This is a genomic window from Rhizobium sp. NFACC06-2 (assembly GCF_900101425.1).
Classification (GTDB): domain Bacteria; phylum Pseudomonadota; class Alphaproteobacteria; order Rhizobiales; family Rhizobiaceae; genus Agrobacterium; species Agrobacterium leguminum.
This window is the reverse complement of the sequence record NZ_FMVA01000003.1, coordinates 392,645-418,828: the sequence shown is the minus strand read 5'-3', so window position 1 is coordinate 418,828 and position 26,184 is coordinate 392,645. Positions and strand designations below refer to the sequence as shown.

At 61.0% G+C, this 26,184-nt stretch carries 18 protein-coding genes; 7 read left to right on the top strand and 11 right to left on the bottom strand.

The features are described from left to right. The first annotated feature begins 504 nt into the window (after positions 1-504). Positions 505-1,398: a LysR family transcriptional regulator gene (locus tag F3H58_RS08735; protein ID WP_065655482.1), complete on the top strand. Its 894-nt coding sequence runs from the start codon at positions 505-507 to the stop codon at positions 1,396-1,398. A gap of 246 nt (positions 1,399-1,644) precedes the next feature. Here the strand turns inward: F3H58_RS08735 and F3H58_RS08730 are convergent, their stop codons facing one another. The 9 genes from F3H58_RS08730 to F3H58_RS08690 form a co-directional block, all read right to left on the bottom strand. Next, a complete protein-coding gene (locus F3H58_RS08730) occupies positions 1,645-2,598 on the bottom strand; it encodes a substrate-binding domain-containing protein (protein WP_020810860.1) in 954 nt (317 codons plus the stop codon). Between the two features lie 72 nt (positions 2,599-2,670). Next, a complete protein-coding gene (locus F3H58_RS08725; protein ID WP_149741911.1) occupies positions 2,671-3,672 on the bottom strand; it encodes an ABC transporter permease in 1,002 nt (333 codons plus the stop codon). A gap of 50 nt (positions 3,673-3,722) precedes the next feature. Beyond that, the gene (locus F3H58_RS08720; RefSeq protein WP_149741910.1) at positions 3,723-5,246 is read right to left on the bottom strand and encodes a sugar ABC transporter ATP-binding protein; all 1,524 of its coding nucleotides are present in this window, start codon (positions 5,244-5,246) and stop codon (positions 3,723-3,725) included. 200 nt (positions 5,247-5,446) lie between these two features. Then, a complete protein-coding gene (locus F3H58_RS08715) occupies positions 5,447-6,070 on the bottom strand; it encodes a TetR family transcriptional regulator (RefSeq protein WP_149741909.1) in 624 nt (207 codons plus the stop codon). A 118-nt stretch (positions 6,071-6,188) separates the two neighbouring features. Then, complete coding sequence (locus F3H58_RS08710; protein ID WP_149741908.1) at positions 6,189-9,323, bottom strand: multidrug efflux RND transporter permease subunit; 3,135 nt, start codon at positions 9,321-9,323, stop codon at positions 6,189-6,191. An 11-nt stretch (positions 9,324-9,334) separates the two neighbouring features. After that, positions 9,335-10,525 (bottom strand): efflux RND transporter periplasmic adaptor subunit, encoded by a 1,191-nt coding sequence (locus F3H58_RS08705; protein ID WP_149741907.1) that lies wholly within the window; start codon positions 10,523-10,525, stop codon positions 9,335-9,337. 422 nt (positions 10,526-10,947) lie between these two features. Next, complete coding sequence (locus F3H58_RS08700) at positions 10,948-12,453, bottom strand: sensor domain-containing diguanylate cyclase (protein ID WP_149741906.1); 1,506 nt, start codon at positions 12,451-12,453, stop codon at positions 10,948-10,950. A 166-nt stretch (positions 12,454-12,619) separates the two neighbouring features. Continuing rightward, positions 12,620-13,444: a bifunctional allantoicase/(S)-ureidoglycine aminohydrolase gene (locus F3H58_RS08695; protein WP_080857212.1), complete on the bottom strand. Its 825-nt coding sequence runs from the start codon at positions 13,442-13,444 to the stop codon at positions 12,620-12,622. A gap of 92 nt (positions 13,445-13,536) precedes the next feature. Then, positions 13,537-14,583: a class I SAM-dependent methyltransferase gene (locus F3H58_RS08690; protein WP_149741905.1), complete on the bottom strand. Its 1,047-nt coding sequence runs from the start codon at positions 14,581-14,583 to the stop codon at positions 13,537-13,539. A 316-nt stretch (positions 14,584-14,899) separates the two neighbouring features. Between F3H58_RS08690 and F3H58_RS08685 the strand changes: the two genes are divergently transcribed. Further along, positions 14,900-16,894, top strand: a complete 1,995-nt coding sequence (locus F3H58_RS08685) for a putative bifunctional diguanylate cyclase/phosphodiesterase (protein WP_149741904.1) — start codon at positions 14,900-14,902, stop codon at positions 16,892-16,894. Positions 16,895-16,937: 43 nt separating this feature from the next. On the opposite strand, the gene F3H58_RS08680 is transcribed toward F3H58_RS08685, so the two are convergent. Next, the gene (locus F3H58_RS08680; protein ID WP_188128835.1) at positions 16,938-18,014 is read right to left on the bottom strand and encodes an Ldh family oxidoreductase; all 1,077 of its coding nucleotides are present in this window, start codon (positions 18,012-18,014) and stop codon (positions 16,938-16,940) included. A 92-nt stretch (positions 18,015-18,106) separates the two neighbouring features. Further along, entirely contained in the window at positions 18,107-20,788 is a 2,682-nt protein-coding gene (locus F3H58_RS08675) for a DNA translocase FtsK (RefSeq protein WP_149741903.1), read from the bottom strand. Positions 20,789-21,162: 374 nt separating this feature from the next. Here F3H58_RS08675 and F3H58_RS08670 point away from each other — a divergent pair, with 374 nt between their 5' ends. From F3H58_RS08670 to F3H58_RS08650, 5 genes are read left to right on the top strand one after another with little or no spacing between them, the layout of a single operon-like run. Continuing rightward, positions 21,163-22,773 (top strand): ABC transporter substrate-binding protein, encoded by a 1,611-nt coding sequence (locus F3H58_RS08670; protein ID WP_149741902.1) that lies wholly within the window; start codon positions 21,163-21,165, stop codon positions 22,771-22,773. Between the two features lie 9 nt (positions 22,774-22,782). Next, positions 22,783-23,772: an ABC transporter permease gene (locus F3H58_RS08665; protein WP_149741901.1), complete on the top strand. Its 990-nt coding sequence runs from the start codon at positions 22,783-22,785 to the stop codon at positions 23,770-23,772. After that, positions 23,769-24,599, top strand: a complete 831-nt coding sequence (locus tag F3H58_RS08660) for an ABC transporter permease (protein ID WP_149741900.1) — start codon at positions 23,769-23,771, stop codon at positions 24,597-24,599. Before F3H58_RS08665 ends, F3H58_RS08660 begins: the two co-directional genes overlap by 4 nt. Beyond that, entirely contained in the window at positions 24,596-25,399 is an 804-nt protein-coding gene (locus F3H58_RS08655; protein WP_149741899.1) for an ABC transporter ATP-binding protein, read from the top strand. Before F3H58_RS08660 ends, F3H58_RS08655 begins: the two co-directional genes overlap by 4 nt. After that, positions 25,396-26,175, top strand: a complete 780-nt coding sequence (locus tag F3H58_RS08650) for an ABC transporter ATP-binding protein (RefSeq protein WP_149741898.1) — start codon at positions 25,396-25,398, stop codon at positions 26,173-26,175. The genes F3H58_RS08655 and F3H58_RS08650 overlap by 4 nt, the downstream gene beginning before the upstream one ends. Positions 26,176-26,184: the final 9 nt, after the last annotated feature.

Genomic DNA, 26,184 nt, shown 5'->3' with positions numbered 1-26,184 from the left:
ATCCGGAGGACAAAGGACGCTCGAGATATGCATTCGAATCAGCCGGTGGAGGCGCAGAATCGATAGCATACGCTCAAGGCGCGAATGTGAACGATGCCCTGCCAGAGCATCATTCGGCTTTGTCTGCCATGGATTGGAGGGAATGACCCGACCGCACTTCAGGCAATGATGGTGTGCCTCTTTAGTACCCCGGCTGATGGAAAGCCGGCAGAGAACCAGAAAGGCCCGCACCGTCGTTGCTTCGTATGTCCTCGCATTTTCCGGTTGGCCGGAATAGCGACTGGAGGGGTTAGTTCCAGGTACCTTACCTAAATCCTCACCACATCGAGGAATCGGCGGACACACATGGGCACGTGCGACTTTGGGCAGCACGGGAGATAAGAATATTCGCAGTCATAATCAAGAGGATTTTTTCACCAAAGAGCGGATTTTTTCGGCAGTGAATTAAGGGTTGAACAGTCCGCCCTCGCCGTTCAATTATATGGAACGAACTGGAGGATTTTCATGGACACGCTCACCCGCATCCGCGCCTTTATCGATGTCGTCGAAGCGGAGGGTTTTTCTGCCGCGGCGCGCAAGACGGGGCGTTCCAAGGCACTTCTGTCTAAATATGTCAGGGAACTGGAGGACGATCTCGGCGCGCTGCTCCTCAACCGCACCACCCGGCAGTTCTCTCTGACGGAAGCCGGGCACACCTATTACCGCACCGCTTCCGACATTCTGAAGGAGATCGATAACCTTGCCGATCTGGTGCGCGAAAAGAATGCCGATCTGAAGGGCAAGCTCAGGATTTCCGTTCCCCGCACCTTCATCGATGCCGATGTCGGCCAGAGCCTGATCGATTTCGCCAAGGAAAATCCGGAACTGTCGCTGGAAATCGTCGCGGAAGACCGATTCGTCGACCTGATCGAGGAGGGTTTCGATCTTGCGGTTCGGATAACCCGGCTGGAGGATTCCGGTCTCATCGCCCGCAAGCTTTCCGATTTCCGGGTCTATGCGGTGGCGACGGCGGATTTCGTGGCACAACACGGGCCGCTCGACGGGCCGCAGGATTTCTCCCGCGTTCCCTTCATCATCGACACCAATACGCGGTTTCACAATACGGTACGGTACCTGGAGCCGGATGGCGGTTCGAACTCCGTCACCATCAGCGGACCGATCGAGGTCAACAGCCCGCAGGCCACGCTGCGCGCCGCCCGCGCCGGGCTGGGCATTGCGCTCGTGCCCGATTTCATCGCCAGACCCTATATCCAGTCCGGCGAGCTGGTGACGCTCTTCGACGATTATATTTCCAAGGATAGGGGTATCTATGCGGTCTATCCGCATCGCCGTTACCTGCCGGCCAAGGTGCGCAGCTTCGTGGATTATCTCTCGGCCTGGTTCAGGAAGAACGGGTGAAGGCCCGGGCGGCATTCGCCGAGCGTCCTTCCGTCATGCCGGACTTGATCCGGCATCCAGCCACGGCGCGTCTGCGCCGTGAAAGGACTCTCCCGCGATCAAGGACTTGATCGCCCTGGACCCCGGATCAAGTCCGGGGTGACGGAGTGGGGATGCAGCCGTCTCGCCAAATCCAAACCTCGACAAAACTTTTAGCAGCATCGACGCCCGCGTTTCAGCGGGCGTCGCATGGCAGAAGCCAGCGCGTCAGAACGGCGAATCCGGGAAGTAGAACTGCTCGGCATTGTCCTTGGTGATGAGCGTCGCATCGAGGATATATTCACCCGCAACCGGCACCTGATCATAGAAATGCCCGGCCGTCAGCTGCATGGCGGTTGCCACCATTGCCGGCGGGTAGAGTACGTCGACCGGCACCAGCTTGTCGCCATCCATGACCTTCTTGATCATGTCCTTGGAACCGGCGCCCGCAACGATATACTGGATATCGGTGCGTTTCGCCTGCTGGATGGCCTCCAGCACGCCGATAGCCATGTCGTCATCCTGACACCAGACCACGTCGATCTTCTTGTATTTGGTCAGATAGTCCTGCATCACGCGGAAGGCGTCATCGCGGTTCCAGTTGCCGTACTGGCGGTCGAGAACCTTGACGCTGGAACCGGCGATACCCTTGTCGAAACCATCCTGACGCTGCTGGTCGATCGGGATCGGCAGACCGCGAATGACCACGACTTCGGCGTCAGGCGTCGTCTTCTTGATGTATTCGCCGGCCACCTGGCCAAGTGCGGGGTTGTTGCCGGCAACATAGAGATCGCGGATCGAATTGTCGTTGACGCTCGGCGCGCGGTCGACCAGCGCGACGAAGGTGCCCTTGTCCTTGATCTCCTTGATGGCGTTGACCAGCGGATCTGGATCGGATGGCAGCACGACCAGCGCATCGAGCCCCTGCACGGCAAGGTCCTGCAGCGCATTAGCCTGATTCGCGGCGTCCGGCGACGTCTTGACGATGACGTTGAGCCCCGGATGCTCTTGCATCAGCAGCTTCGCCACACGCTCGGCATGGTAGACGACGCCCGCCGTCCAGCCATGGTCGGCCGCTGGAATGGATACGCCGATGGTGACCTTCTTGTCCTGCGCATGCGCTGAAGCGGCGAGCACCGTGGCCAGCGCGGCAAAGGCCACGCCGATGAATTTACTACGCATAGTCTCTTTCCTCCCAAGACCGGGGCGTTCCTCCTTCGACCGCGCCTGCCCCACATGGCGCGGCGTGATACGTCACCTGCGGCTGAGCGAACGCTGCACCAGCATGGCGATGATGATGATGGCCCCCTGAATGGCGCCGATCAGATATTCGCTGACGAAGTTCGACAGGATCATGATGTTGCCGACGATCTCCAGAATGAAGGCGCCGCAGATCGTCCCCCAGATGCGCCCTACCCCTCCGCGCAGCGCCGTGCCGCCGACAACGACGGCGGTGATGGCCTGCAACTCCCACAACATGCCTGTCGTGGCCGAAGTGGAAGCGAGGCGCGGCACGTAAAGCAGCACCGCAACGGCGACACACAGCCCCTGAACCACATAAGCGATGGTGCGCACCCGCGCGACCGAGATGCCGGAATAACGCGCCACATCCTCGCTCGACCCTACTGCGGTCAGATGCCGCCCGTAACGGGTGCGGTAAAGCACGAAGGCGGCTATCGCAGCGGTGACGAAGATAACGATGACCGGCACCGGCACGCCCAGAACATTGCCGAAATAGACCGGACGATAAAGCGTCTGGATTTCCGGGTTGCGCAGCGTGATCGCCCCGCCCTGCGACAGCCATGTGGTCAAGCCGCGATAAATGCCCATGGTGCCGAGCGTGGCGATGAAGGGTTCGATACGGCCGATGGTGGTGATGAGGCCGTTGGTCAGCCCGCAGGCAGCCCCGATGGCGAGCGCCAGCGCCATGGCGGTAAGCAGCATTAAAAGCGGACTGGCGATGGCGCCGCTATTCATGAACAGGATCATCAGGCTGGCGACGAAAGCCACCATTGCGCCCACCGAAAGATCGAGCCCGCCCGATGTGATGACGTAAGTTGCGCCGAGCGCAATGATGGCGATGAAGGCGCTGCGGGTGATGACGTTCAGGAGATTGTCGATGCCGATGAAATTGGGATTGGCGATGGTTCCGAGAACCAGCAGCAGGGCCAGCGCCACGAAAGGCGCGACGGCGCGCAGATCCCAGTCCTTCGAGGTCTTCGGCATTTTGCCGTTGTCAAATGCGGCCTCAGTCATGTTTCCCCTCAGTCTCTTTTGTCAGGCCATGTTTCCCGGCACACGGACGCTCAGGCGGGTTCCTGCGTATGAACGCCAGTCGCCAGCGCCACGATGTCGTTTTCAGTCATGCGCTCACCCGTCACCTCACCGACGATCCGGCCCGACCGCATCACCAGAATGCGGTCGCAGATGCCGATCAGCTCCGGCATTTCCGAAGAAACGACGATGATCGAGCGCCCCTCATCCGCAAGCCTGGCGATGAAGCGGTAAATTTGCTCCTTGGTGCCGATATCGATACCGCGCGTCGGTTCGTCGATGATGACGATGGACGGATCGATGAGCATCATCTTGGCCAGCAGCAGCTTCTGCTGGTTGCCGCCGGAAAGCTGGCCCGCCAGCAGATCCTTGCGGCCGGTGCGGATGTCGAAATCCCGGACCGCATCATCGAGCGCCGCCGTTTCCCGGCGGGTATCGATCTGAAACAGCCGGCTGAATTTCTTGAGCGAAGCAAGCGTGAGATTGACACGCAAATCCTTGGCGAGCAGCAGGCCCTTGCCCTTGCGGTCCTCGCTCAGGTAAACGATTCCGGCCTTCAGGCTGTCTTCCGCCGTTGCGAAATGCACCGGCCTGCCGTGATGACGCACCGTTCCCCGACCGGCGCGCAGGCCGAGTATCCCCTCCATAAGCTCCGTTCTGCCCGCGCCAACCAGACCGGCAAAACCGAGGATTTCGCCCCTGCCCAGGCTGAAATCGGCATCCTGAGCATAGGCGGGAACGGTAAAATGCTCCACCTGCAGAACCGGCTCGTGCTCGCCGCCGGCGGCGCGGTCCGGATAAAGCTTGGCGACATCGCGCCCCACCATCAGCCGCGCCATATCGGCAGGCTCCAGCGCCGATGCCGGATGGGAGGCGACCAGCCTGCCGTCTCGCAGAACCGTCACCCGGTCGGCGATCTCCTTCACCTCCGGCAGACGATGCGAAATATAAAGCACGGCCACGCCTTTCGCCCGGATGTCCCTGATGACATTCAGCAGCGCATCCGTTTCGATGGGCGTAAGGCTCGCCGTCGGTTCATCGAAAATCACCACACGATGCGGCACCAGCAGAACGCGGGCGATCTGCACCAGCTGCCGCTGGGCAATCGACAGGCTGCCGACAATGGCGTCCGGATCGATCGTACCGCCGAGATCGGCGATTGCCTGGCGTGCGCCGGCGCGCATGGCGCGGTCGTCCATCATGGCACCCCGGCGCATTTCGCGACCGAGATAAATGTTCTGCGCCACCGTCAAATCCGGGGCCAGCAATATTTCCTGATGCACGAGAACGATGCCGCGATGTTCGGCATCCACCGGACCGCTCAGCGTAACGGCTTCGCCATCGATGCGGATTTCGCCGCCCGACGGCTTTTCATTGCCGGCCAGCAGCTTCATCAGCGTCGACTTGCCGGCGCCGTTCTCGCCAATGATCGCGTGGACCTCACCGGCGCGCACCGCAATCTCGATGTCCTTGAGAACCTGTACCGGCCCGAAAGACTTGGACAGCCCAACCGTCCGGATAAGGGCGTGGTCTGGAGATTCGTCAGCAAAAGCCATGTGCCGTCACCGGTATCCGGTGTGAACGGACGGCGTTTGCCCCTTGATTTTATCTGAAACGACCATCTGCGAACTCCTCCCAAAGCTCGAGGAAGAAGCTAGCGTCCGTTTTGAGGTACGTAAAGCAAATTTCGCTGGTGTTTTAGAATACACTCAAATTTGACCACAGGAACCCAAGCCAGAGGGTCACGAAAGTCCCGTCATGACGCGGAGGAGCGCTGGAACCCCTTCATCAGACGGTGCACGGCTTCAGCGCCCTCCTTGGCCAGATCGAAACGCTTGCCGAACAGCAGCCAGTCGGAGCACATGCCTTTCAGCAGCCAGTAGAGCGCGTCGAGCGCAGAGTCCGCCGTCCAGTTGTCGTTGAATGCGCCTTCCGCCTGCGCCCGCGCGAAAGCGCCCTCGAGCCGATCCTTGTGATACCGGTCCAGTTCCTCCTGCGCGTGCAGCACCGGGGCGAACTCATCGGAGTAATTGGTGCGCAGGCTGATGGTCATGATGCGCTGGCGTTGCTCATCTTTTGAAAGAAGCGTCAGCCATTTGCAGGCCGCTTCCTCGATCTTGGCCAGCAGAGCCAGGCCCCTGACGTCGGGGTCGCCGAAATCAAGCAGATCCGATTCCGGCAGGGACACCGATTGATAGAGGCCGATAAAGAGATCGCTCTTGCTGGAAAAATGCCAGTAGATCGCCCCGCGCGTAACGCCGGCCGCAGCCGCCACCTCATCCAGAGAGCTGTTGGCCACGCCCTTCTTGAAGAACACCCGCTCGGCAGCGGCAAGGATCGCCTGACGGGTCTCTTCTGCCTCGGCCTTGGTTCGGCGCATGCTGATGTCTCCTTCCAGTCGCGGCACGGCGCTTTCGCACCGTGCCTTGTTTGCGGTGCCGGGCTGTCAGTCAGATGAACGCATTCACGTGACTTTTCGCCCAGCCGTCACACCCGTTTTATTCCGCCGGCGATACGGCGTCAGCAGCAATCTCATTCTCCTTCTTCCGATCCCCGAAAATCTTCATGACGAAGACGAAGAAGACGGGAACGAAGAAGATCGCGAGGATCGTCGCCGAGATCATGCCGCCGAGAACCCCGGTGCCGATAGCGTTCTGGCTCGCCGCGCTGGCGCCCGACGCAATCGCCATCGGCAGCACGCCGAGCGAGAAGGCGAGCGACGTCATCAGGATCGGCCGGAAGCGCAGATGCGCCGCCTCCACCGTCGCATCATAGGTGGATTTTCCTTCCGCCCGCAAATCCTTGGCGAATTCGATGATCAGGATCGCATTCTTGGCGGACAGGCCAATAATCGCGACGAGGCCTACGAGGAAGTAGACGTCGTTCGGCATGCCGCGCAGCATCACCGCCGCCACCGAGCCGATGACGCCGAGCGGCACCACCAGCATGACGGAGAGCGGAATGGACCAGCTTTCGTAAAGCGCTGCCAGCAGCAGGAAGACGAACAGAACGCTGAGCCCGATCAATGCCGGCGCCTGCGACCCGGACTGGATTTCCTGCAGCGACTGGCCGGTCCATTCGAAACCGAAGCCGCTCGGCAACTCACCCGCTAAGCGCTCCATTTCGGCAATGGCGTCACCAGACGAATAACCGGGCGCGGACTGGCCGCCGATACGGACCGCCGGATAGCCGTTGTAACCGACCACCTGCGAGGGACCGCGCACCCATTCCACCGTTGCGAATGAGCTCACCGGCACCATGCCGCCATTGGCATTGCGGACGTTGAGGTTCAAAAGATCCTCCGTCTTCATGCGCTGGCCCTGTTCCGCCTGCACCGTCACGCGCTGCATGCGGCCGGCATTGGGGAAGTCGTTGACGTAGGACGAACCCATATTGGCCGAGATGGTGGCGTTGATGTCGCTGAAGGTGACGCCGAACGTATTGGCCTTCTCACGGTCGATGATGAGATTGACCTGCGCCGCATCCGGCATGCCTTCGATGCGAAGACCGGCAAGGATGGGGCTCTGACGGGCGGCAGCCATCAGTTGCGCACCGGCAGCGCTGAGAGCCGCCTGTCCCGCGCCCGAGCGATCCTGGAGGCGGAAGGTGAAGCCGCTGGAATTGCCGAGACCCTGGATCGGCGGCGGCGACAGCGCAAACGACATGGCGTCCGGAAGACCCCACAGCTTGGCGTTGACGCGCGCCGATATGGCGGCGGCGGAATCGTTCGGTCCGCGTTCGCTCCAGTCCTTCAGGGTGGCGAAGGCGAGACCCGCATTCTGGCCGGAGCCGGAGAAGGAGAACCCCGAAACCGCAATCACACGATCCACTGCCGGCTCTTCCATGAAGATCTTTTCGATCTGCTGGATGGATTGCAGGGTGCGGTCGCTGCTGGCTTCCGCCGGCGCCTGAATATCGACGATCAGGTAGCCCTGATCTTCGTTCGGAAGGAAAGAGCTCGGCAGTTGCATATACGCCCAGCCGAGGCCCACCAGCAAAGCCGCGTAAATGACCATGAAGCGACCGGAACGCTTGATGATGCTGCCGACGGACGAGGAATATTTGTGCGAGGCCTTGTCGAAGCCGCGGTTGAACCAGCCGAAGAAGCCCTTCTTCTCATGGTGCCCGGCCTTGATGGGCTTCAGGAACGACGCGCAGAGCGCCGGCGTGAGCGACAAAGCAAGGAAGCCCGAAAACAGGATCGACACCACCATTGTCAGGCTGAACTGCTGGTAGATGATGCCGACGGCGCCGGGGAAGAAGGCCATGGGCACGAACACGGCGGTCAGCACCAGCGTGATGCCGATGATCGCGCCGGAAATCTGGCCCATCGCCTTGCGGGTGGCCTCCTTGGGCGACAGATGCTCTTCCGCCATGATGCGCTCGACATTCTCGACAACGACAATCGCGTCATCCACCAGAATGCCGATGGCGAGAACCATGGCGAACATGGTCAGAACGTTGATCGAGAAACCCGAGACATACATGATGGCGCAGGTGCCGAGCAGCGCCACGGGCACCACCAGTGTCGGGATGATGGTGTAGCGGATATTCTGCAGGAAGACGAACATCACCACGAAGACGAGGATGATCGCCTCGATCAGCGTGTGAATGACCTTTTCGATCGAAATCTTGACGAAGGGGCTGGTGTCATAGGGAATTTCATATTCCAGACCCGGCGGGAAATATCGCGACAGCTCTTCCATGGTGGCGCGAACGCCCTCGGAGGTCTCCAACGCATTGCCGGTGGGCGAAAGCTGCACGCCGATGGCGGCGCTCGGCTTGCCGTTCAGGCGGCTCGAGAAGTTATAGCTTTCGCCGCCCACTTCCACCCGCGCGACATCGCGCAGCCGTACGGACGAGCCGTCCGGATTGGCGCGCAGCACGATGGAGCCGAATTCTTCCGGCGAGGTGAGCTGGCCCTGCACGTTGACGGTTGCGGAAATCTGCTGGCCGATGGGATTTGGTGATGCGCCGATGCGGCCGGCAGCAACCTGCGAATTCTGCGCCTGAATGGCGCCGATGACGTCGTTGGAGGTCAGGCTGAGGCCCAGCATCTTGTCCGGGTCCATCCAGATACGCATGGAGCGCTGGGTGGCGAAGAGCTGCGCGCTGCCGACACCGGGAACGCGGCGCAATTCGCCGAGCACGTTACGGCTGAGATAATCGCCGAGACCGATGGCGTCCGTGTTGCCGTCGACGGAGGTGAGCGCCACCATCATCAGGAACGACGTGCCCGCCTGCTCCACGCGCAGGCCCTGCTGCGTCACCGCCTGCGGCAGGCGGGGTTCGACGCGCGCAATGCGGTTCTGAACCTCCACCTGGGCTTCACCGATGTTGGAGCCCGGCGCAAAGGTGACGTTGATGGAAATGCGGCCCGAGGATTCCGACGTCGATTCGAAATAGATCAGGCCTGGAACGCCGTTAAGCTCTTCTTCGATGGGACGCGTGACGCTCTGGTAAATATCCTCTGGCGACGCGCCCGGATAGGTCGTCGAAACGGAGATCTGCGGCGGGGCGACATTGGGATATTGCGCAATCGGCAGCATGGGAATGGCGAGCAGGCCCGCCAGCATGATGAAGATGGCGACGACCCAGGCAAAAATGGGCCGATCGATGAAAAAACGTGCCATGAAATCGGTCCTTATTGCTTCGCAGCCGGAGCCGCGCTCTCGCTGTCAGCGGCGGTTGCGATATCGGCCTCATCGGACCACGGTTCCGGCTTCACTTTCGCGCCCGGAGCGGTCTTCTGGAAACCTTCGGCCACGACGCGGTCGCCATCCTTCAGGCCCTCGGAAATCACCCAGCGATCGCCGATGGAACGGCCGACGCTGACGCGACGCTGCTCGACCGTGTCTTCGGCATTGACGACAAGCACGCTCGCCTGCCCGCCGGCATCGCGCTGAACCGCCTGCTGCGGCACGGCGAAGGCCGCTTTCTGGATACCCTGCTGGATCTGCACACGGACATACATGCCCGGCAGCAAATCGCCGTTCGGGTTGGGGAATTCACCGCGCAGCGTCACCTGACCGGTGGTTTCATCCACCGCCGCTTCGGAAAACAGCAGGCGGCCGGGCAGCGGGTAACGGCTGCCGTCATCGAACAGCAGGTTGACTTCGGCTTCGTTCGGGCCGGTCATCAGCTTGCCGTCCTGCAGGGCCTTGCGCAGGCGGATAAGATCGGCTGCCGGCTGGGTGAAGTCGGCATAGATCGGATCGAGCTGCTGGATCGTCGCCAGATTTTCCGAGCCGGTGGCGCTGACGAGGGCGCCTTCGGTAATGCGCGCGCGACCGATGCGGCCGCTGATCGGGGCTTTGACATCGGCATATTGCAGATTGAGCTTCGCTTCCGCGACACCGGCTTCGGCCACGGCCACCTCGGCATCGGCCTGCGCCAGCTGGGCGATGGCGTTGTCGAATTCCTGCTGCGAACCGACATTGGAACGGCGCAGCTGCTGCTGCCTGTCGGCCGTCTGCCGCGCCTGAAGCTGCGCGGCCTGCGCCCGGCGCAACGTGCCCTCGGCGCTGTCGACGCGCACCTGAAACGGCGCGGGATCGATCCGGTAGAGAACATCGCCCTCCTTCACCAGCGAGCCCTGTTCGAACACCCGCTCCACGATGATGCCGGAGACACGCGGGCGCACTTCGGCAAGCCGCGTCGGCGCAATGCGTCCCGGCAATTCGTTGGTGATGGGCAGTTCTTCCTGGCTCACCGTCACGACCTTCACCGCACCGGGCGGCGGCGCGCCGGGCGCAGACGCCTGCTCATCGCTACATCCGACAAGAACGATGCCCGTCAACAACACCGCCGCGATCTGCCCCAATCTCTTCGCCATACTGCGCTCCGAATACATAAAAAATGTCACATTTACATACATACTAAGACGTATGTAAAATTTCAGCAATGAAATTGTTGCAGTGCAAAAGCCGCCTCACGCGCTTGTGAAGGCGCGTGAGACGACTTGCGGAGAGCGCCGTAGTTCGGAAATGGGGGACTAACTGGCGTTCGCGGCAGGACATATCGCGACGAGCCGGAGGCGACAGCCGGACGAATGAAGCTTTCCGCTGTTGCCGTCACGTCCGAACCACCGCTGCGCGGTTTAGATTCCGGGGATAACATTCTCTCGACGTCACCCTCGGCCCTATCCCGAGGATCTGCAACCGATTGATTTTATTCGACGTGATTAGATCTTCGGCGCGGGGCCGAGGATGACGTCGGGGCTGAGGGAATGCTCCACGACGCCCTCACTACCCCCCTTTAGGACAGACGCTTCAGTGAGGAAGCTTCCGCCTGCGGGCCGGGTTTCGTCGTGTCGTTATTGTCGGCGGATCTGTTGCGCAGCGCCGCATAATAGGCGTTCTTCTGCTCGTACATATTCATATCGGCACGGCGCACCAGCGATTCCATCGTCTCTCCGGCCTCGCTGGTCGCCACGCCCAGTGACAGGCTGAGCGGCGCGCTGGAATAGAACTGGTTGTTGATCTTCAGCAGCTCATAAACGGTTTCGACCATGGCGGCGGCCACCTGCCTGTCGGCGCCGGGAAGAAGGATGGCGAATTCGTCGCCACCGATGCGCGCCGCATGGTTCGGCGCGGTCACCACGCCGTTCAGCACCTCGCCCACACGCCGCAACAATGCGTCGCCGGCATCGTGTCCCAGCCTGTCATTGGCGTCCTTCAGGCCGTTGAGATCGATGACGATGGCCGAGACCGGCCTGAGCGCACTGCGCTCCAGCCGGTTCAGCTCGTCCGAATAGAAGGCGCGGTTGTGCAGCTTGGTCAGCACATCGTGCTTGCCGAGATATTCGAGATAGGCTTCCGCCTTCTTGCGCGCGGTAATGTCCGTCAACGCCACCTGCACCAGCGACCAGTCGCGCTCATGGCCGGGGAAGACTGAAAAATGCAGGAGCACATGCCGCTCCGAACCGTCAAGCGCGTAATTCACCACCTCGCGATGGTGGGTGAGATTGCCGTTCCAAAGCTCCATCAGCTGTTCCCGGAACGGCTTTTCCATCTCGCCACGGAAAATATCGCCGAGTCGCTGCAACAGAACCTGCCGGTCCGGCGCGCAGAACAGGTCGAGCGTGGCACGGTTGACGTCGATGACGCGGATTTCGCTCATGCATTGCCGCACGAATTCGGGATGCACATCCATGAACACGCGGAAATCGATGATACCGCGCTCCCTGACCTCCTCGATCAGCCGCCGCACCCGGCTGAAATCCTCCACCCACAGGGAAACGGGCGAATGTTTGAACATGCCTTCGGCGTAACGGCGGTTGAGAAGCTCCTTGCGGCGCGCCTCCTCCCGCTCCGTCACATCCTCGGTGGTCAAAAGCAGCCGCCCGAGGGTTTCTTCATGGCCGGGTATGACCGCGCCGCGCAACTGGATATCCAGCCGCTTGCCGCCGATTGAATAATTGACCGCGTTGCTGATGAATTCCGTCTTGCCCGCCCAGAGCTCGGAAAGCTCGTTCACATGGCTCTCCAGCATATCGTCACGAAAAATCCGGTGGAGATTGTCGACGAGATGCGCCTGATCGCGGGCCTCGAACAGTTCCAGCGTCCTGGCGTTGACCTTGATCACGCGGATTTTCTGCGAGCAGGCCGCCACCCTCGATAAATCTTCCAGAAGAAACGCCCGGATATCCTCGACGCCCTGCGATCGCCAGATATCGAACTGGCTTTTCACCTCGCTGAAATCCTCGATCCACATCGCCACGGGGGCAAGATTGAAGACATTGGTATCGATTATCTCATTCATACGGGAGGTCTTCTCAAGGATAGCAGGCGAATGCCGAAACGGTGCGGAACGGCGATAGCCGTCCGCATAACCGAATTTATTAGTGATATTCGATTTAACGCAAGCATTTATCGCGCAAACCGCCGGATTGCGCGATAATTCACGGGTTTTGCTGATATGATGCCCGTTACCAGAGCTTCACGTGCCGGTTCACATCCTTGTAGAGCAGGTAACGGAAGCGGCCCGGCCCACCCGCATAGCAGGCCTGCGGGCAATAGGCGCGCAGCCACATGAAGTCGCCCGCCTGCACTTCCACCCAGTCCTCGTTCAGCCGGTAGACGGCCTTGCCTTCCAGCACATAAAGGCCGTGTTCCATCACATGGGTTTCCATGAAGGGAATGGTCGCGCCCGGCTCGAAGGTGACGATGTTGAGATGCATGTCGTAACGCACGTCTTCCGGATCGATGAAGCGGGTCGTCGCCCATTTGCCGTCCGTATCCGGCATGGCCGACAAAGCGTGCTCATCCTCATGCGTGAAGATAGCCGGCGGCGGCTCCAGCCCGTCGACCGCCTGAAACGCCTTGCGGACCCAGTGGAACTTGACGGGCGCCTTGCCCGAATTGCGAAGCTGCCAGCGGGAACCGGCCGGCAGGAAGGCGAAGGAGCCCTCTCGCAAGGCATGCGGCACGCCCTCGAATTCCACGGTCATTTCGCCGTCGACAACGAAGATCGCCGCTTGCGCCCTTGCGTCCGGCTCCGGCCGCTCACTGCCGCCGCCCGGCTGCACCTCGACGATATATTGCGCGAAGGTTTCGGAAAAACCGGTCATCGGCCGGGCGATGATCCAGGCCCGGGTGCCGGTCCAGTGCGGCAGCACGCTCGTCACTATATCGGACATGACGGTTTTGGGGATGACCGCATAGGCGGTCTTGAACACCGCCTTGCTCGACAGAAGTTCCGTCTGTCCCGGCAGACCACCCATATCCGAATAATATCTCTTCATTTCAGCCATTCCATTCTGCAACGCATTCGGCGCGGATTCTTAGGCCCGCGCCGGCGTTTAATCAAATGGTTATTGGCAAGCAGAGACTGGCCCGAAGGATGTCACGCCTTCTTACGCATCGTGGCGTAGACGATATTGTGGTTCTCCCCGAAGAACACATCCGCCTCGATGCTTGCAGGATCGGCGCTGGCGTTGACGATCCGCCACATATCCGCCTTGGAGCGCAACAGCAGCGCCCAGTTCATGAAGGTTTCCATGTAACCGTCGACGACGATGTCCTCCGAGAAATTGGCGAAGAGGAACATGCCGCCGGGCTTCAGCATTTCCATGCAGCGCCGCGTGAGTTTGATCGCCACGCGGTCGTTCAGATAGTCGTAGAGACCGGCCGCGTAGATCAGATCGAAAGTGCCGAGTTCCTGCGTGCGCAGGACGATATCGCGCACGGAACCGTCGATCGCCTCGATGCAGCTGCCGTTGAAATCGCGGGCGACGGAACCGACGCTCAAGGGGTCCTGATCGAGCGCCACCCAGCGCTTGATCTTGCCCTCTTTCAGCGCCACGGAGGAATCCGCCTCACGCAGATGGCCGGAAGCGATGGTGAGGATTTCCGTCTCACTACCGTGCCGGGCCGCAGCCTCATCGACGAATCGCGTCAGCAAATCGCGCCGCTCGCGCACGGCGACCGAGGAGCTGGCATCCTTCGTGTAATCATAAAGGGCCGCACCGAGCGGCGTGGCTTTATTTACCAGTTCGGCAACACTGTCGTGGCCATAAATGAAATCGAGCAGCTGCGCATCGCCCGAATAACCCCGCGGCTTTTCGAAAGACCAGCGCGTGAACGGGTCCTCCAGAAAATGGACCGAAACAGGGTGATTCTGCACCAGCGGAATCAGTTCAGCCCACACGCTGGAGTGGAGCTTCTCACGCAGACCATGCAGTGCGCCCGCCGTTCTATGTATTATCTCACGTGCTGAAATACGATTGTCGAACTGCTGCTGTGCCAATTCAAGAATGAGCGCAATCTCTGCTTTCGCAACGGCGAACTGCTCATCGAATGTTTCCGTTCTGCGTGCAAAAATCTCTTTTGCGACAGTATCCGGGGTAATCAGACTTGCCCCGTCAAGATTTTTCTTCTTTACCCGTACCACTTCAGCCTCCAGTATTAACACATTGTTAACTATACGTTTCTGGGAGACGGAAGGCCACTCGCTTTCGATTTTTGAGCGGTGTAGGGATACATTAGTAAATTAGCGTATTTTTTTGGTCACACTCGTGAGGACGGGAGAAAGCAGATACGCGATTTAGTGAAACTTAATGTTGCGAACGTATGATGCGTTCTTCCTTTCCATGTTCTCCGCACGCATCGGCAGAGATCGACGGGAACCCGCACTGGGTGCGACAGCACACGGAAAAGTGGAATAAGCAGTTACTTAATAAAGTATACGCAACACTATGGGAAAGTGCATGAAGCACACATTGGGAGAGGTGAGTGGACAGCAAGACTATCGGCGGCCGGACTCCCGGTTTTCTGATGAACTCCTTGCCCTTTACCAGCAGGAAGGTGAGCGCAGCCGCCGCGGTTCTATCCGGCGGGGCCTGTGGACCGCTGTCTTCATCTATCTGCTGTTTGCCGCAACCGACATTATTCTGATACCCGACGTCGCTTTTTACACCATTATCGCACGCCTGATTGTTGTGCTGTCATCCCTGCTGACACTGGAGATTCAGCTAAGCAAGGGCGTCAGCACCACGGCGCTCGATCTCACCTGCGCCACCGCTCTCGTCATGGGCTATATCGGCTGGCTGCTGCCGTCGCTGTTGACCGACAATACCGAAAACATGTCCTATTACATGGTTTTCGGCGCGATCTTCATGATGGGCGCCAATCTGTTTTTCACCTTCCGCTTCCATCTGTCGCTGGTGTCTTCAGGCATTATTCTCGTCACCTATTTTCTGGCGGCAACGCAGTTTCCCGAAGACAGCTTCTACAAGTTCGCCTTCGGCACATTCTACATATCGTGTTTCGTCTTCACATCTTACGTAAACTGGAACCTGAACCGCGAGCGCTACCACGTCTTCGTCAACGGGCTGGAGGCGAAGGCCCAGCAGAAGGCGGCTGACGAACGTGGCCAGGCGCTGCTGCGGCTTTCCAATACCGATTCCCTGACGGGCCTGCAGAACCGCCGCGCCATCGACCACCATCTGCGCCTGCTGTGGGACAACTGGATCAGGAAGGAAGAAGGCTTTGCCGTTTTCCTGATCGATGTCGACTTCTTCAAAAAATACAACGACCGTTACGGCCACCAGGAAGGCGACAAATGCCTGGTGACGGTGGGCAACGCCCTGCAGGATGCGATCACCGAACACGGCGCTTCCATTGGCCGCTATGGCGGTGAGGAATTCATCGTGCTGGCGCCGTTCAAATCCAAGCAGCAGGTGGGTGAGCTTGCCGAGACGATCCGCCACACCGTTGAAGACCTGTCGCTTGCGCATGACCAGCGCCGGGATGGCACCTTCATCGTCACCGTCAGCATCGGTGCGTCCTTCACCCGTCCCAACGCGGACGGCAAGCTGGAAAAGATCATCAACGAGGCCGACCGCGCGCTCTATATCGCCAAGGGCAATGGCCGCAACTGCATGAAGCTGTTCGACCCGGACGATCCGCAGACCAGCGACGAGACGGAAAACATTGCCGCCCTGCTGAAAATCGCTGTCGCTGAAGATCTCGTTTCCCTCGTCTATCAGCCTATTCTCAACGTTTCGACCAATGAGACCGCAGGGGTCGAAGCGCTGATGCGGCTTCGCCTGCTGGATGGCAATCCAGTCGCACCCGGTATTTTCATTCCGATTGCCGAACGCACCGGCACGATCATGGAACTGGGCCTGTGGACCATCAAGACCGTCTGCAAGCAGATACTGGCCGATGACAAGGTGGCGGTCGTCAGTGTCAACGTGTCGCCGATGCAATTGAAAAATCCGGGTTTCGCCACCTCGGTGGCCGCCATTCTCGTGGAGGCGGGAATTGCCGGCAACAGGCTTGCCTTCGAAATCACAGAAGGCGTCGACATGGAAATGCATTCGGACGTGCTGCGTTGTCTGAACGACCTGAAAACGCTCGGCATCAATATCTGGCTGGATGATTTCGGAACGGGTTTTGCCGGCCTTTCCTGGCTGCGCATGACGGATTTCGATACCGTCAAGATCGACCGCTCCTTCCTGCACGACAGCAAGACCCCGCGGGGCCGGGCGATGCTGCAGGACATGATCCGCCTCATCCGCAACCGCGGCCACAGGATCCTGATCGAAGGCGTCGAGACCGAGGAACAGCTGAGGCTCGTGCGTCAGATGGAAATCGACTACGCGCAGGGTTATTATATCGGTCGTCCCATCGGGGCCGAAAGGCTGGGCGCAACGGCAGCGCCCTATCCGCGCCCGAATATGCTGCTGCGACCCGCCTGAACACGGGATGACGGCGGAACACCGCCGTCAGCCGCAGGCCGCTTTAATGATAAGCAGGCGGGTTGACTGAGAATTTTACGGCAAGCTCCGAGAAGGCCGCCCGCGTGACGGGATCGACAGGAGCCCCTTCCCTTTCCCGCCTTGCCGCCACCGCCCACTCCCGGTCACCCGGCGCCATCACCTTGCAATCTTCCCGCACGGGAGATCCGCGCAGGACCTCGAGATAACGTTTCATGCCCTCGTCGAACACCTCGCGCTCCAGGAAGGCTTCCGGCTTCAGCGCCAGAACGAAAGCCCCAAGCCCGCGCGGCGTGGAAAAATCCGGCCCGCCCATGGGAGCGATATCGAAGCTGAGTTTCATGCCCGTGAGAACAGCGCTGAAAATCTCGACCATTCCCGCAAGTGCGGCCCCCTTGAAACCGAACTCGCCGCCGACCGGGGCAAGCATTTCAACGGCATGGGGATCGCGGGTATCGACGCCGTCGCCGTCAGAGGCAACACCTTGCGGCAATTGCTGGCCGAGGCTCCGGTAAAGCAGGACACGGTTATAGGGCACCGCGCTGGTGGCCATATCCAGCAGCCAGGGCATATCGTCCGATGCCGGCACACCGATGGCGATGGGATTGGTGCCGTGGAAACGCATGGCGCCATCGTGCAGGCGCACGAAACTGTCGGAGTTGCAGAAGGTGAGGCCGATATAGCCCTGCCGCGCCGCTTCCAGCGCATAAGCGCCGGCCGGGCCGAAATGCGATGAGTTGCGGATCGCCACCGCGCCAATGCCGAATTTTTCCGCGAGCGTCATGGCGCTGTCCATGGCCGCATAGGTGGCGCGGGCGCCATGGGCGTGGTCGGCGTCGATCGTCTCCACCGCGCCGAAGCCCGAAACGCGGCGGATCTGCGGCCGCCGATTGAGACGCCCGCCTTCGAGCGCGGTGATATAATGCGCGAGCAAGCGCACACCGTGGCTGTCCACACCAAGCCTTGTGCCATGCATCATGGCGCGGGTCGCCGCATCGGCCGTTTCGTCATCGGTGCCAGCGGCCAGAAAAACGGTGCGGCAAAACCGCTCCAGCTCACCCAGGCTCGCCAGAACGGTGGCTTTTTCATTGCTGTGCGCCATGAGGGAATCCTCCCAATTCCAGAATCCATGCCGCACAAGCTATTCACGGGGCGCGTTTTTGCAATCGAATATCGCGCGCCCCGAAGGCTCAATCAGTCTTCCGCTCCCATGGCATCGTAAGAAGAGCGTTCGCCGGCGATAATCGCACGTTTGCCGACATGGTTGGCAGGCCCGACAATGCCTTCCTGTTCCATGCGCTCGACCAGCGAAGCGGCACGGTTATAACCGACAGACAGGCGGCGCTGGATATAGGATGTGGAGCACTTCTTGTCGCGCATCACCACCTTGACGGCCTTTTCATAGAGATCGTCGCTGTCGTCCTCACCCATGGCGGTCTTGTCGAAAACAGCGGCTTCCTCTTCCGCCTCTTCGTCGGTTTCGTCGGCGTCTTCGGTAACGGTGCCGAGATATTCCGGACGTCCCTGCGTCTTCAGATGCGCGACCACCTTTTCCACTTCCTCATCCGAAACGAAGGGACCGTGGACGCGGGCGATGCGGCCGCCGCCCATCATGTGCAGCATATCGCCCTGGCCGAGCAGATGTTCCGCGCCCTGTTCACCAAGGATGGTGCGGCTGTCGATCTTCGAGGTCACCTGGAAGGAGATACGGGTCGGGAAGTTCGCCTTGATCGTACCGGTGATGACATCTACCGACGGGCGCTGGGTTGCCATGATGAGATGGATGCCGGCCGCACGCGCCATCTGCGCCAGACGCTGGATCGCACCTTCGATTTCCTTGCCGGCCACCATCATCAGGTCGGCCATTTCGTCGACGATGACGACGATATAAGGCATGGCCGTGAGGTCCATTTCCTCCTGCTCGTAGACCGCCTCGCCGGTGGCGCGGTCAAAACCACTCTGCACGTTGCAGAACACCGTCTCGCCCTTGGCGCGGGCAGCAGCGGCCCTTGCATTGTAGCCGTCGATATTGCGCACGCCGAGACGCGACATCTTGCGATAACGGTCTTCCATTTCGCGCACGGCCCACTTCAACGCCATGACCGCCTTTTTCGGATCGGTAACCACAGGCGTCAACAGATGCGGAATACCGTCATAAACGGACAGCTCGAGCATCTTGGGATCGACCATGATGAGACGGCACTCTTCCGGCTTCAGACGATAGAGCAGCGAAAGGATCATGGTGTTGATGGCAACCGACTTGCCGGAGCCGGTGGTGCCGGCGACCAGAAGGTGCGGCATCTTCGCCAGTTCGGCGATGACAGGTTCGCCGCCGATGGTCTTTCCGAGGCAAAGCGCAAGCTTCTGGCGGGTTTCAGCGTAATCGGTCGCTTCGATCAACTCGCGCAGATAAACCGTCTCACGCACCGGATTCGGCAGTTCTATGCCGATGACATTGCGGCCGGGCACGACGGCGACGCGGGCCGAGAGCGCCGACATGGAGCGGGCGATATCGTCCGAGAGACCGATGACGCGCGAGGACTTGACGCCGGGGGCGGGTTCGAACTCATACAGCGTGACGACGGGGCCCGGACGGACATCGATGATCTCGCCCTTGATGCCGAAATCCTCCAGCACGCTTTCGAGAAGCCCGGCGCTCTGCTCCAGCGCTTCCGGCGTCATGGTCGTGGTCTGCTGGACGCGGGCCTCCTGCAGAAGATCGATGGAGGGGTACTCATATTCCCCTTCGGCAAAAACCGGAGCTTCGCGGAACATCGGCTGCGAGGCCTGGATGGGCGCGCGCGGCGTGAAGCGCGGCTCGGCCGCAACTCTCTCAACCGGCTGAACCTGCTCCACAGGTCTCGGCGTTTCGACAACCATCGGCGCTTCCGCGACGGGCAGCGGCGCGACTTCCTGTTCTACCGCCGGAAGGGCGGCAGGAACGACGGACTGGCGCACGCCGATCTCGCGGTAAAGCCGGATTGCGGAACCGCCCGGCACGGTGACGACCGGAGGTTCGGACGAAAGCACGATCGCAGCCGCTGCCGGCGACAAGACGGCTGCCGGCGCGACTATCGCTGGCGCCGTGACGACCGAATTTGCAAGAACGGCGCGCGTGGACGCAGAAACGCCCTCGCCGGCACCGCCCGGCAGATCGAGCGTCATCACTTCCCAGAAAAGCTCATCCGGCAGATGGGCGGCGAAAGCCGGAATGGCGGCCTGAGCGGCCTCGACAGCAGGCGCGACGGATTGCGGGTGAACCGACGGGGATGCCTGCGGCACAGGCGCTTCCACGGCTACGGAGATACCCTCCTGAACCGGCATCTGCGCAGCGGCAGCCGCCTCCTCCGCCTGCTTGCGGGCAAGCTCCAGCCGCAATTTGTAAGTCAGCGCCCTGGCGCCCCGGGCCTCCGGCGGCTGCGGCAGAAACGGCATGCGCGGCGGCGGCACGCGCTGCTCCGCCGGTTTCACGACCGGTTGGGAGACAGGAGCAACCTTCTGCTGCGCAGCCGCCGCTTCCTGCTCCACCGTTTCAGGCAGCGCTACAGCCGGCATTTCCTCTTCCGGAATATTGGGTGTCTCGACCGGCATGCGCCGGGCAAAGGCGCTTTCCGGCGTGCGGGTGAAACGCACATTCGGGCCGAGCACGAAAGCATTCTGCCAGCCGGGCATCTCGGCGCGGCCTTCAATGGCATCGGCTGCGCTGACATCGGCATTCGGCCGGGATGCCGCGCCCGCCTTCATTCCCGCCGTCTGCTGACCGGCAACCGACTGGCCGCCGGCATGACGAGCCTTCTCGCTCCCCTCCCCTACGCTATTGGACGAATTCTGGAATCTGGATCGGGAGAAACTCATGGCAGCGTGCACACTCATCATAAACGTACATATTTCGGTCTCCCTGAAATAGAAAATAAAGGTTAATTACCCCTTTCCAAACGGGGCCGCCGCGGCAGATTTTCGCTCCGCCCACAGGCGCAACGGGACACACACGGCCGAAACGCCGGTGTCCCAACCACCTAATTTCATTGCGTTAAATCAATTTTCCGGAACATCGCCGCCGGCAGGACCGCAGCACGAGAAAAGCGCATTGCCGCCAGAAAGCATATTGTTTCCGCAAAGGCCCACGCAACGTAAAATCATTGCTGTAAAGCCCGCGAATTAACGTGGACACTGCCGAGGTTGCAGTCTTAAGATCGGCCGCCGCGGACCAAGTGGAAAGGCCCGCCCAGCCCTCGTTTCCGGAGTGAATCATGTCGCCTGTCCACCTGTCCCGTCGCTCGCTTCTCAAGACGTCACTCCTTCTTGCCGCAACCACGGGTTTGGCGGGCATCGCCGCCGCGCAACAGGCGGCACCCGGCGGAAGGCTGATCGTCGCGGCCGATTCGGAGCCGAAGAACCTCAACCCGGCGATCGTCGCCTCAAACGGCGTGTTTTATATTGCCAGCAAGATCGTCGAGCCGCTGGCCGAGGCCTCCTTCGATGGCAAGGACGGGCTCATGCCGCGGCTTGCGACCGAATGGCAGGGATCGGATGACGGTCTCAGCGCCACTTTCAAGCTGCGCGAAGGCGTGTCCTGGCATGACGGCAAGCCGTTCACCTCGGCGGATGTCGCCTTTTCGGCGCTCTCCATCTGGAAACCGCTGCAGAATCTCGGACGGCTGGTCTTCGCCAATCTCGAGAAGGTGGACACGCCGGATGAACACACGGCGATCTTCCGCTTCTCCAAGCCGACACCCTTCCAGCTCATCCGCAACGCGCTGCCGGTCGTTACCAGCGTCGTGCCGAAACATCTTTATGAAGGCACCGATATCGCTACCAACCCGGCCAATACCAAGCCGGTCGGCACCGGGCCTTTCGTCTTTGCCGAATACAAGCCCGGTGAATATTACCGCCTGACCCGCAATCCCAATTACTGGGGCAAGGACGAACCGCAGCTCGAAGAGATCATCTACCGCGTCCTGCCGGACCGGGCGGGTGCGGCCTCCGCGCTCGAAGCAGAGGAAATTCAGCTCGCCGCCTTTTCGGCCGTGCCTCTGGCCGATCTCGACCGCATCTCGAAGGTGCCTGGCATCAAGGTCATTGCCGATGGTTACGAGGCGCTGACCTATCAGCTGGTGGTCGAAGTCAACCATCGCCGCAAGGAACTGGCCGATCTCAAGGTCAGAAAGGCCATCGCCCACGCCATCGACAAAAAATTCGTCATCGACAAGGTCTTCCTTGGTTACGCCACGGCATCCACAGGCCCGGTGCCGAAGAACGCCCCTGAATTCTACACCGACAATGTCGAGACCTATGATTTCGATGTGGCCAAGGCCAATGCCCTGCTGGACGAGGCGGGTTATGCGCGCGGCCCGAACGGAACACGTTTCTCGCTGAAACTTCTGCCGGCGCCCTATTTCAACGAAACGAGGCAGTTCGGCTCCTATCTTCGTCAGGCGTTGCAGGAAATCGGCATCGATGCCGAGTTGGTCAACAATGATTCAGCCGCTCACCAGAAGGCCGTCTACACCGATCATGCCTTCGACCTCGCCATCGCGCCGCCGGTCTTCCGCGGCGACCCGGCAATTTCCACCACCATTCTCGTGCGTTCCGGCATTCCGGCGGGCGTCGGCTTCTCCAACCAGGGCGGTTACGAGAACAAGACGCTGGACGAATTGATCGACAAGGCGGCGATAACGGTCGATACCGCCGCGCGCACGGCGCTTTACAAGGATTTCCAGAAGCAGGTCGCCGCCGATCTGCCGCTGATCAACGTTGCCGAATGGGGCTTCATCACGGTGGCGCGCGATACCGTCAAACATGTCGCCAGCAATCCCCGCTGGGCCGTTTCCAACTGGGCGGATACGGCGGTCGATACGTAAGGACGCATCGTGAAGCGTGCAGTAACATTGCTGAAGCGAAGAGCAGTCAGCGCCATTCCGGTGCTGCTGATCGTTCTCATCTTCACTTTCGTCCTGCTTGAAAATGCATCCGGAGACGCGGTGGACGCCTATCTCGTCTCCATTGGCGGCGGCGATGCCGGGCTCAGGGATGTGTTGCGCGAACAATACGGCCTGAACGGTTCGGTATTTGCCCGTTTCTGGCTCTATGCCAGCTCGGTGCTGCGGCTCGATCTCGGCTGGTCCCTTGCCTTCGACCGACCGGTGCTGGGGTTGATCCTCGAGCGGCTGCCGAACACGCTTCTCCTGATGGGCAGCGCCACCGCATTCGCCTTCATCCTCGGCACCGGGCTTGGCATCGTGGCCGGCGCACGTCCCGGGGGGCTGACGGATCGCGTGCTTTCAACGCTTTCGCTGGCACTTTACGCCACGCCCGGCTTCTGGCTCGGCCTTGTGCTGGCCATCGTCTTTGCCGTTCAACTCAAATGGCTGCCCACCTCAGGCATCGAAACCATCGCCTCGGGCAAGCAGGGATTTGCACGGGCGCTCGATATTGCCCGCCATCTCGTGCTGCCGGTCGCCAGCCTCGGCCTCATTTATCTCGCGCTGTTCCTGCGCGTCATGCGCACTGCCATGGCGGCGGTCTGGCCGCTGGATTTCGTGCTTTTTGCGCAATCCAAGGGGCTTTCCAAACGGCGGATCGTGCTGCGCCATGTCGCGCGCAACGCCGCTCTTCCGCTTGTCACCGTGCTGGGCCTGCAGGCTGCAACCATGCTGGGCGGCAGCGTGGTGATCGAAAGCGTCTTCGCCATTCCCGGTTTCGGCCGGCTGGCGCAGGAGGCGGTCAGCGGCCGCGACACGCCGCTTTTGATGGGCATTATTCTGACAAGCGCCGTCTTCGTCATTCTCGTCAATCTCGCCGTCGATATTGTCTATGCCGTTCTCGATCCGCGCATCGGCAGCGGGGAGAGACAGGCATGAGTTTCGCTCTCCGGCTGCTGCGCAGTTTCGAAGGCGCCACGGGCACCATCATTCTGGTGCTGCTTGCCGTGGCGGCGCTTGCCGCCCCCCTCCTCTTTCCGGGCGACCCGCTGGCCATTGTCGGCGAACCGCTGATCGCGCCCTTTACGGATGCCACCCTGCCGCTGGGCACCGACCGGCTGGGCCGCAATGTGCTGGCCGAGCTTGCCCATGGCGCGCAGGCCTCCCTGCTCGTCGGCATGGGCGCCGCCGCCGCCGCGCTGGTGATCGGCACCGTCATCGGCACCATCGCCGGTTTTGCGGGCGGCCTCGTGGACGAAGCATTGATGCGCGTCACCGACGCTTTCCAGATCGTGCCGAATTTCCTGCTCGCGCTTGCCTTCGTCAGCACCATCGGACCTTCCATGCCCATCGTCATTCTCGCCATTGCGCTCGGCGCATGGGCGGATCCCGCGCGGCTGATGCGGGCGCAGGTGTTGAGCATCCGCGAGCGCGACTACGTGCAATCCGCCCGCGCCATCGGCATGCATCCGCTGGAGATCGCCTTCCGGCAAATCCTGCCCAACGCTCTGCCGCCCGTTCTGGCGTTGGCCGCCATCATTGTCGCGGCAGCCATTCTTACCGAAGCGGCGCTGTCCTTTCTCGGGCTTGGCGATCCCAATATCGTCACCTGGGGTTCTATGATCGCCGAAGGACGCAACGTCCTGCGCTCGGCCGCGTTTTTGTCCGTCATCCCCGGCATCGGCCTTCTGGTCACGGTTCTCGGCGTTTATCTTCTCGGCGAAGGCATCAACAGGGCGATGGCGACGAGGAGGCTAGCGCCATGAGCGGAAATGCGCTGTGCCGGATCGACGATCTCAGCGTTTTTTATGCGGCAGGCGATGCGCCGGCCTTGCAGAATGTCTCGCTGACGATCCGGCAGGGGCAAAGGCTGGCGATCATCGGCGAAAGCGGTTCGGGAAAATCCACGCTCGGCAGAGCCATTGCCGGGCTTCTTCCCGGCAATGCGCGGGTTTCCGGCGATATTTCCTGGAGCCGCGATAACGGCCTGTTTCACGCCAGGCCACAGCCGGGGCGCGATATCGGCACGATCTTTCAGGATACCGGCGCGACACTCAACCCGGTTCTCACAATCGGCGAACAGGTGGCGGAAGGCGCCGTGCGGCATCTCGGCCTGTCATGGAGGCAAGCGCGCGATCTTGCCCGCGACCTTCTGGACCGGGTGCGGCTGCCGCACCCTTCCCATCTGCTCACCGCCTATCCGCACCAGCTTTCCGGCGGCCAAAGGCAGCGCGTGGCGATTGCCGCCGCCATTGCCGCCAGTCCTTCGATCCTGGTTGCCGACGAGGCCACGAGCGCGCTCGATACGGGCAGTCAGGCCGCAATCGCCACGCTGCTGGACGATCTGGTGCGGCAGGAAAACAAGACGCTGGTCTTCATCACCCATGATATCGGCCTCGCCTCCAGCCTTGCCGACGAGATCGCGGTTCTGCGCGCGGGGCTGCTGGTGGAACACGGCCCGACGCGGCGGGTGCTTTCCGCACCCAGCCATGACTATACGCGTGCGCTGCTTGCCGATTATCTCGATCTTTCCACGCCACCGTTCATCAGCGAGGCCGCGTCATGAACGAAGCCCTTCTGAGCGTCGACGGACTATCGAAAACCTATCGCACCGGCGCAAGAACGGTGGCGGCGCTTTCCGACATCTCCTTTTCGCTTCAGCCCGGCGAGACCCTGGGACTTGCCGGTCCCTCCGGCTGCGGGAAATCGACGCTGGCGCGCATTCTGATGCGGCTGATCCCGGCCGATGAAGGCACGATCCATTTCAAAGGCCTTGACTGGCTGGCGCTTGACGGCGGCAAGCTTCGCGCCGCCCGCCGGCATATGCAGATGGTGTTTCAGGACACGCATGGCGCCTTCAATCCGCGCGCCAGCGTCGAGGATGCCATCAGCGAACCGTTGCGCATCCATCGCATGGTCAACAGACGCGAGCGTGCGGCGGAAATACGCCGCCTTCTCGAGCGCGTCGGCCTGCCAGCCAGCTATGCCGGCCGCTCGGTCTTCAAGCTTTCCGGCGGCCAAAGGCAGCGTGTCGCGATTGCACGGGCGATTGCACTCAAACCGTCGCTTCTCATTCTGGACGAAGCCGTCTCCGCGCTCGATGTTTCGGTTCGCCGGCAAATCCTCGAACTGCTGGTGGAAATACAGCGGGAGACGGCCGTGTCCTGTATTTTCGTTTCCCATGATCTCGCAGTCATCCGCGCCGTCTGCCACCGCGTCGCCATCATGGAAGCGGGGCGGATCGTTGAAATCGGCAGGACGGGAAATATCGTCTCGGCGCCGCAATCCTCGACCGCCAGAACCCTGATCGACGCCGCACCGCGCCTGACCATTGCCACGTAAGGAAAAGAC

Coding starts and splice junctions, on each gene's coding strand:
- F3H58_RS08735 (WP_065655482.1), top strand. CDS start 505: ATGGACACGCTCACCCGCATCCGCGCCTTTATCGATGTCGTCGAAGCG.
- F3H58_RS08730 (WP_020810860.1), bottom strand. CDS start 2,598: ATGCGTAGTAAATTCATCGGCGTGGCCTTTGCCGCGCTGGCCACGGTG.
- F3H58_RS08725 (WP_149741911.1), bottom strand. CDS start 3,672: ATGACTGAGGCCGCATTTGACAACGGCAAAATGCCGAAGACCTCGAAG.
- F3H58_RS08720 (WP_149741910.1), bottom strand. CDS start 5,246: ATGGCTTTTGCTGACGAATCTCCAGACCACGCCCTTATCCGGACGGTT.
- F3H58_RS08715 (WP_149741909.1), bottom strand. CDS start 6,070: ATGCGCCGAACCAAGGCCGAGGCAGAAGAGACCCGTCAGGCGATCCTT.
- F3H58_RS08710 (WP_149741908.1), bottom strand. CDS start 9,323: ATGGCACGTTTTTTCATCGATCGGCCCATTTTTGCCTGGGTCGTCGCC.
- F3H58_RS08705 (WP_149741907.1), bottom strand. CDS start 10,525: ATGGCGAAGAGATTGGGGCAGATCGCGGCGGTGTTGTTGACGGGCATC.
- F3H58_RS08700 (WP_149741906.1), bottom strand. CDS start 12,453: ATGAATGAGATAATCGATACCAATGTCTTCAATCTTGCCCCCGTGGCG.
- F3H58_RS08695 (WP_080857212.1), bottom strand. CDS start 13,444: ATGGCTGAAATGAAGAGATATTATTCGGATATGGGTGGTCTGCCGGGA.
- F3H58_RS08685 (WP_149741904.1), top strand. CDS start 14,900: ATGAAGCACACATTGGGAGAGGTGAGTGGACAGCAAGACTATCGGCGG.
- F3H58_RS08680 (WP_188128835.1), bottom strand. CDS start 18,014: ATGGCGCACAGCAATGAAAAAGCCACCGTTCTGGCGAGCCTGGGTGAG.
- F3H58_RS08675 (WP_149741903.1), bottom strand. CDS start 20,788: ATGATGAGTGTGCACGCTGCCATGAGTTTCTCCCGATCCAGATTCCAG.
- F3H58_RS08670 (WP_149741902.1), top strand. CDS start 21,163: ATGTCGCCTGTCCACCTGTCCCGTCGCTCGCTTCTCAAGACGTCACTC.
- F3H58_RS08660 (WP_149741900.1), top strand. CDS start 23,769: ATGAGTTTCGCTCTCCGGCTGCTGCGCAGTTTCGAAGGCGCCACGGGC.
- F3H58_RS08655 (WP_149741899.1), top strand. CDS start 24,596: ATGAGCGGAAATGCGCTGTGCCGGATCGACGATCTCAGCGTTTTTTAT.
- F3H58_RS08650 (WP_149741898.1), top strand. CDS start 25,396: ATGAACGAAGCCCTTCTGAGCGTCGACGGACTATCGAAAACCTATCGC.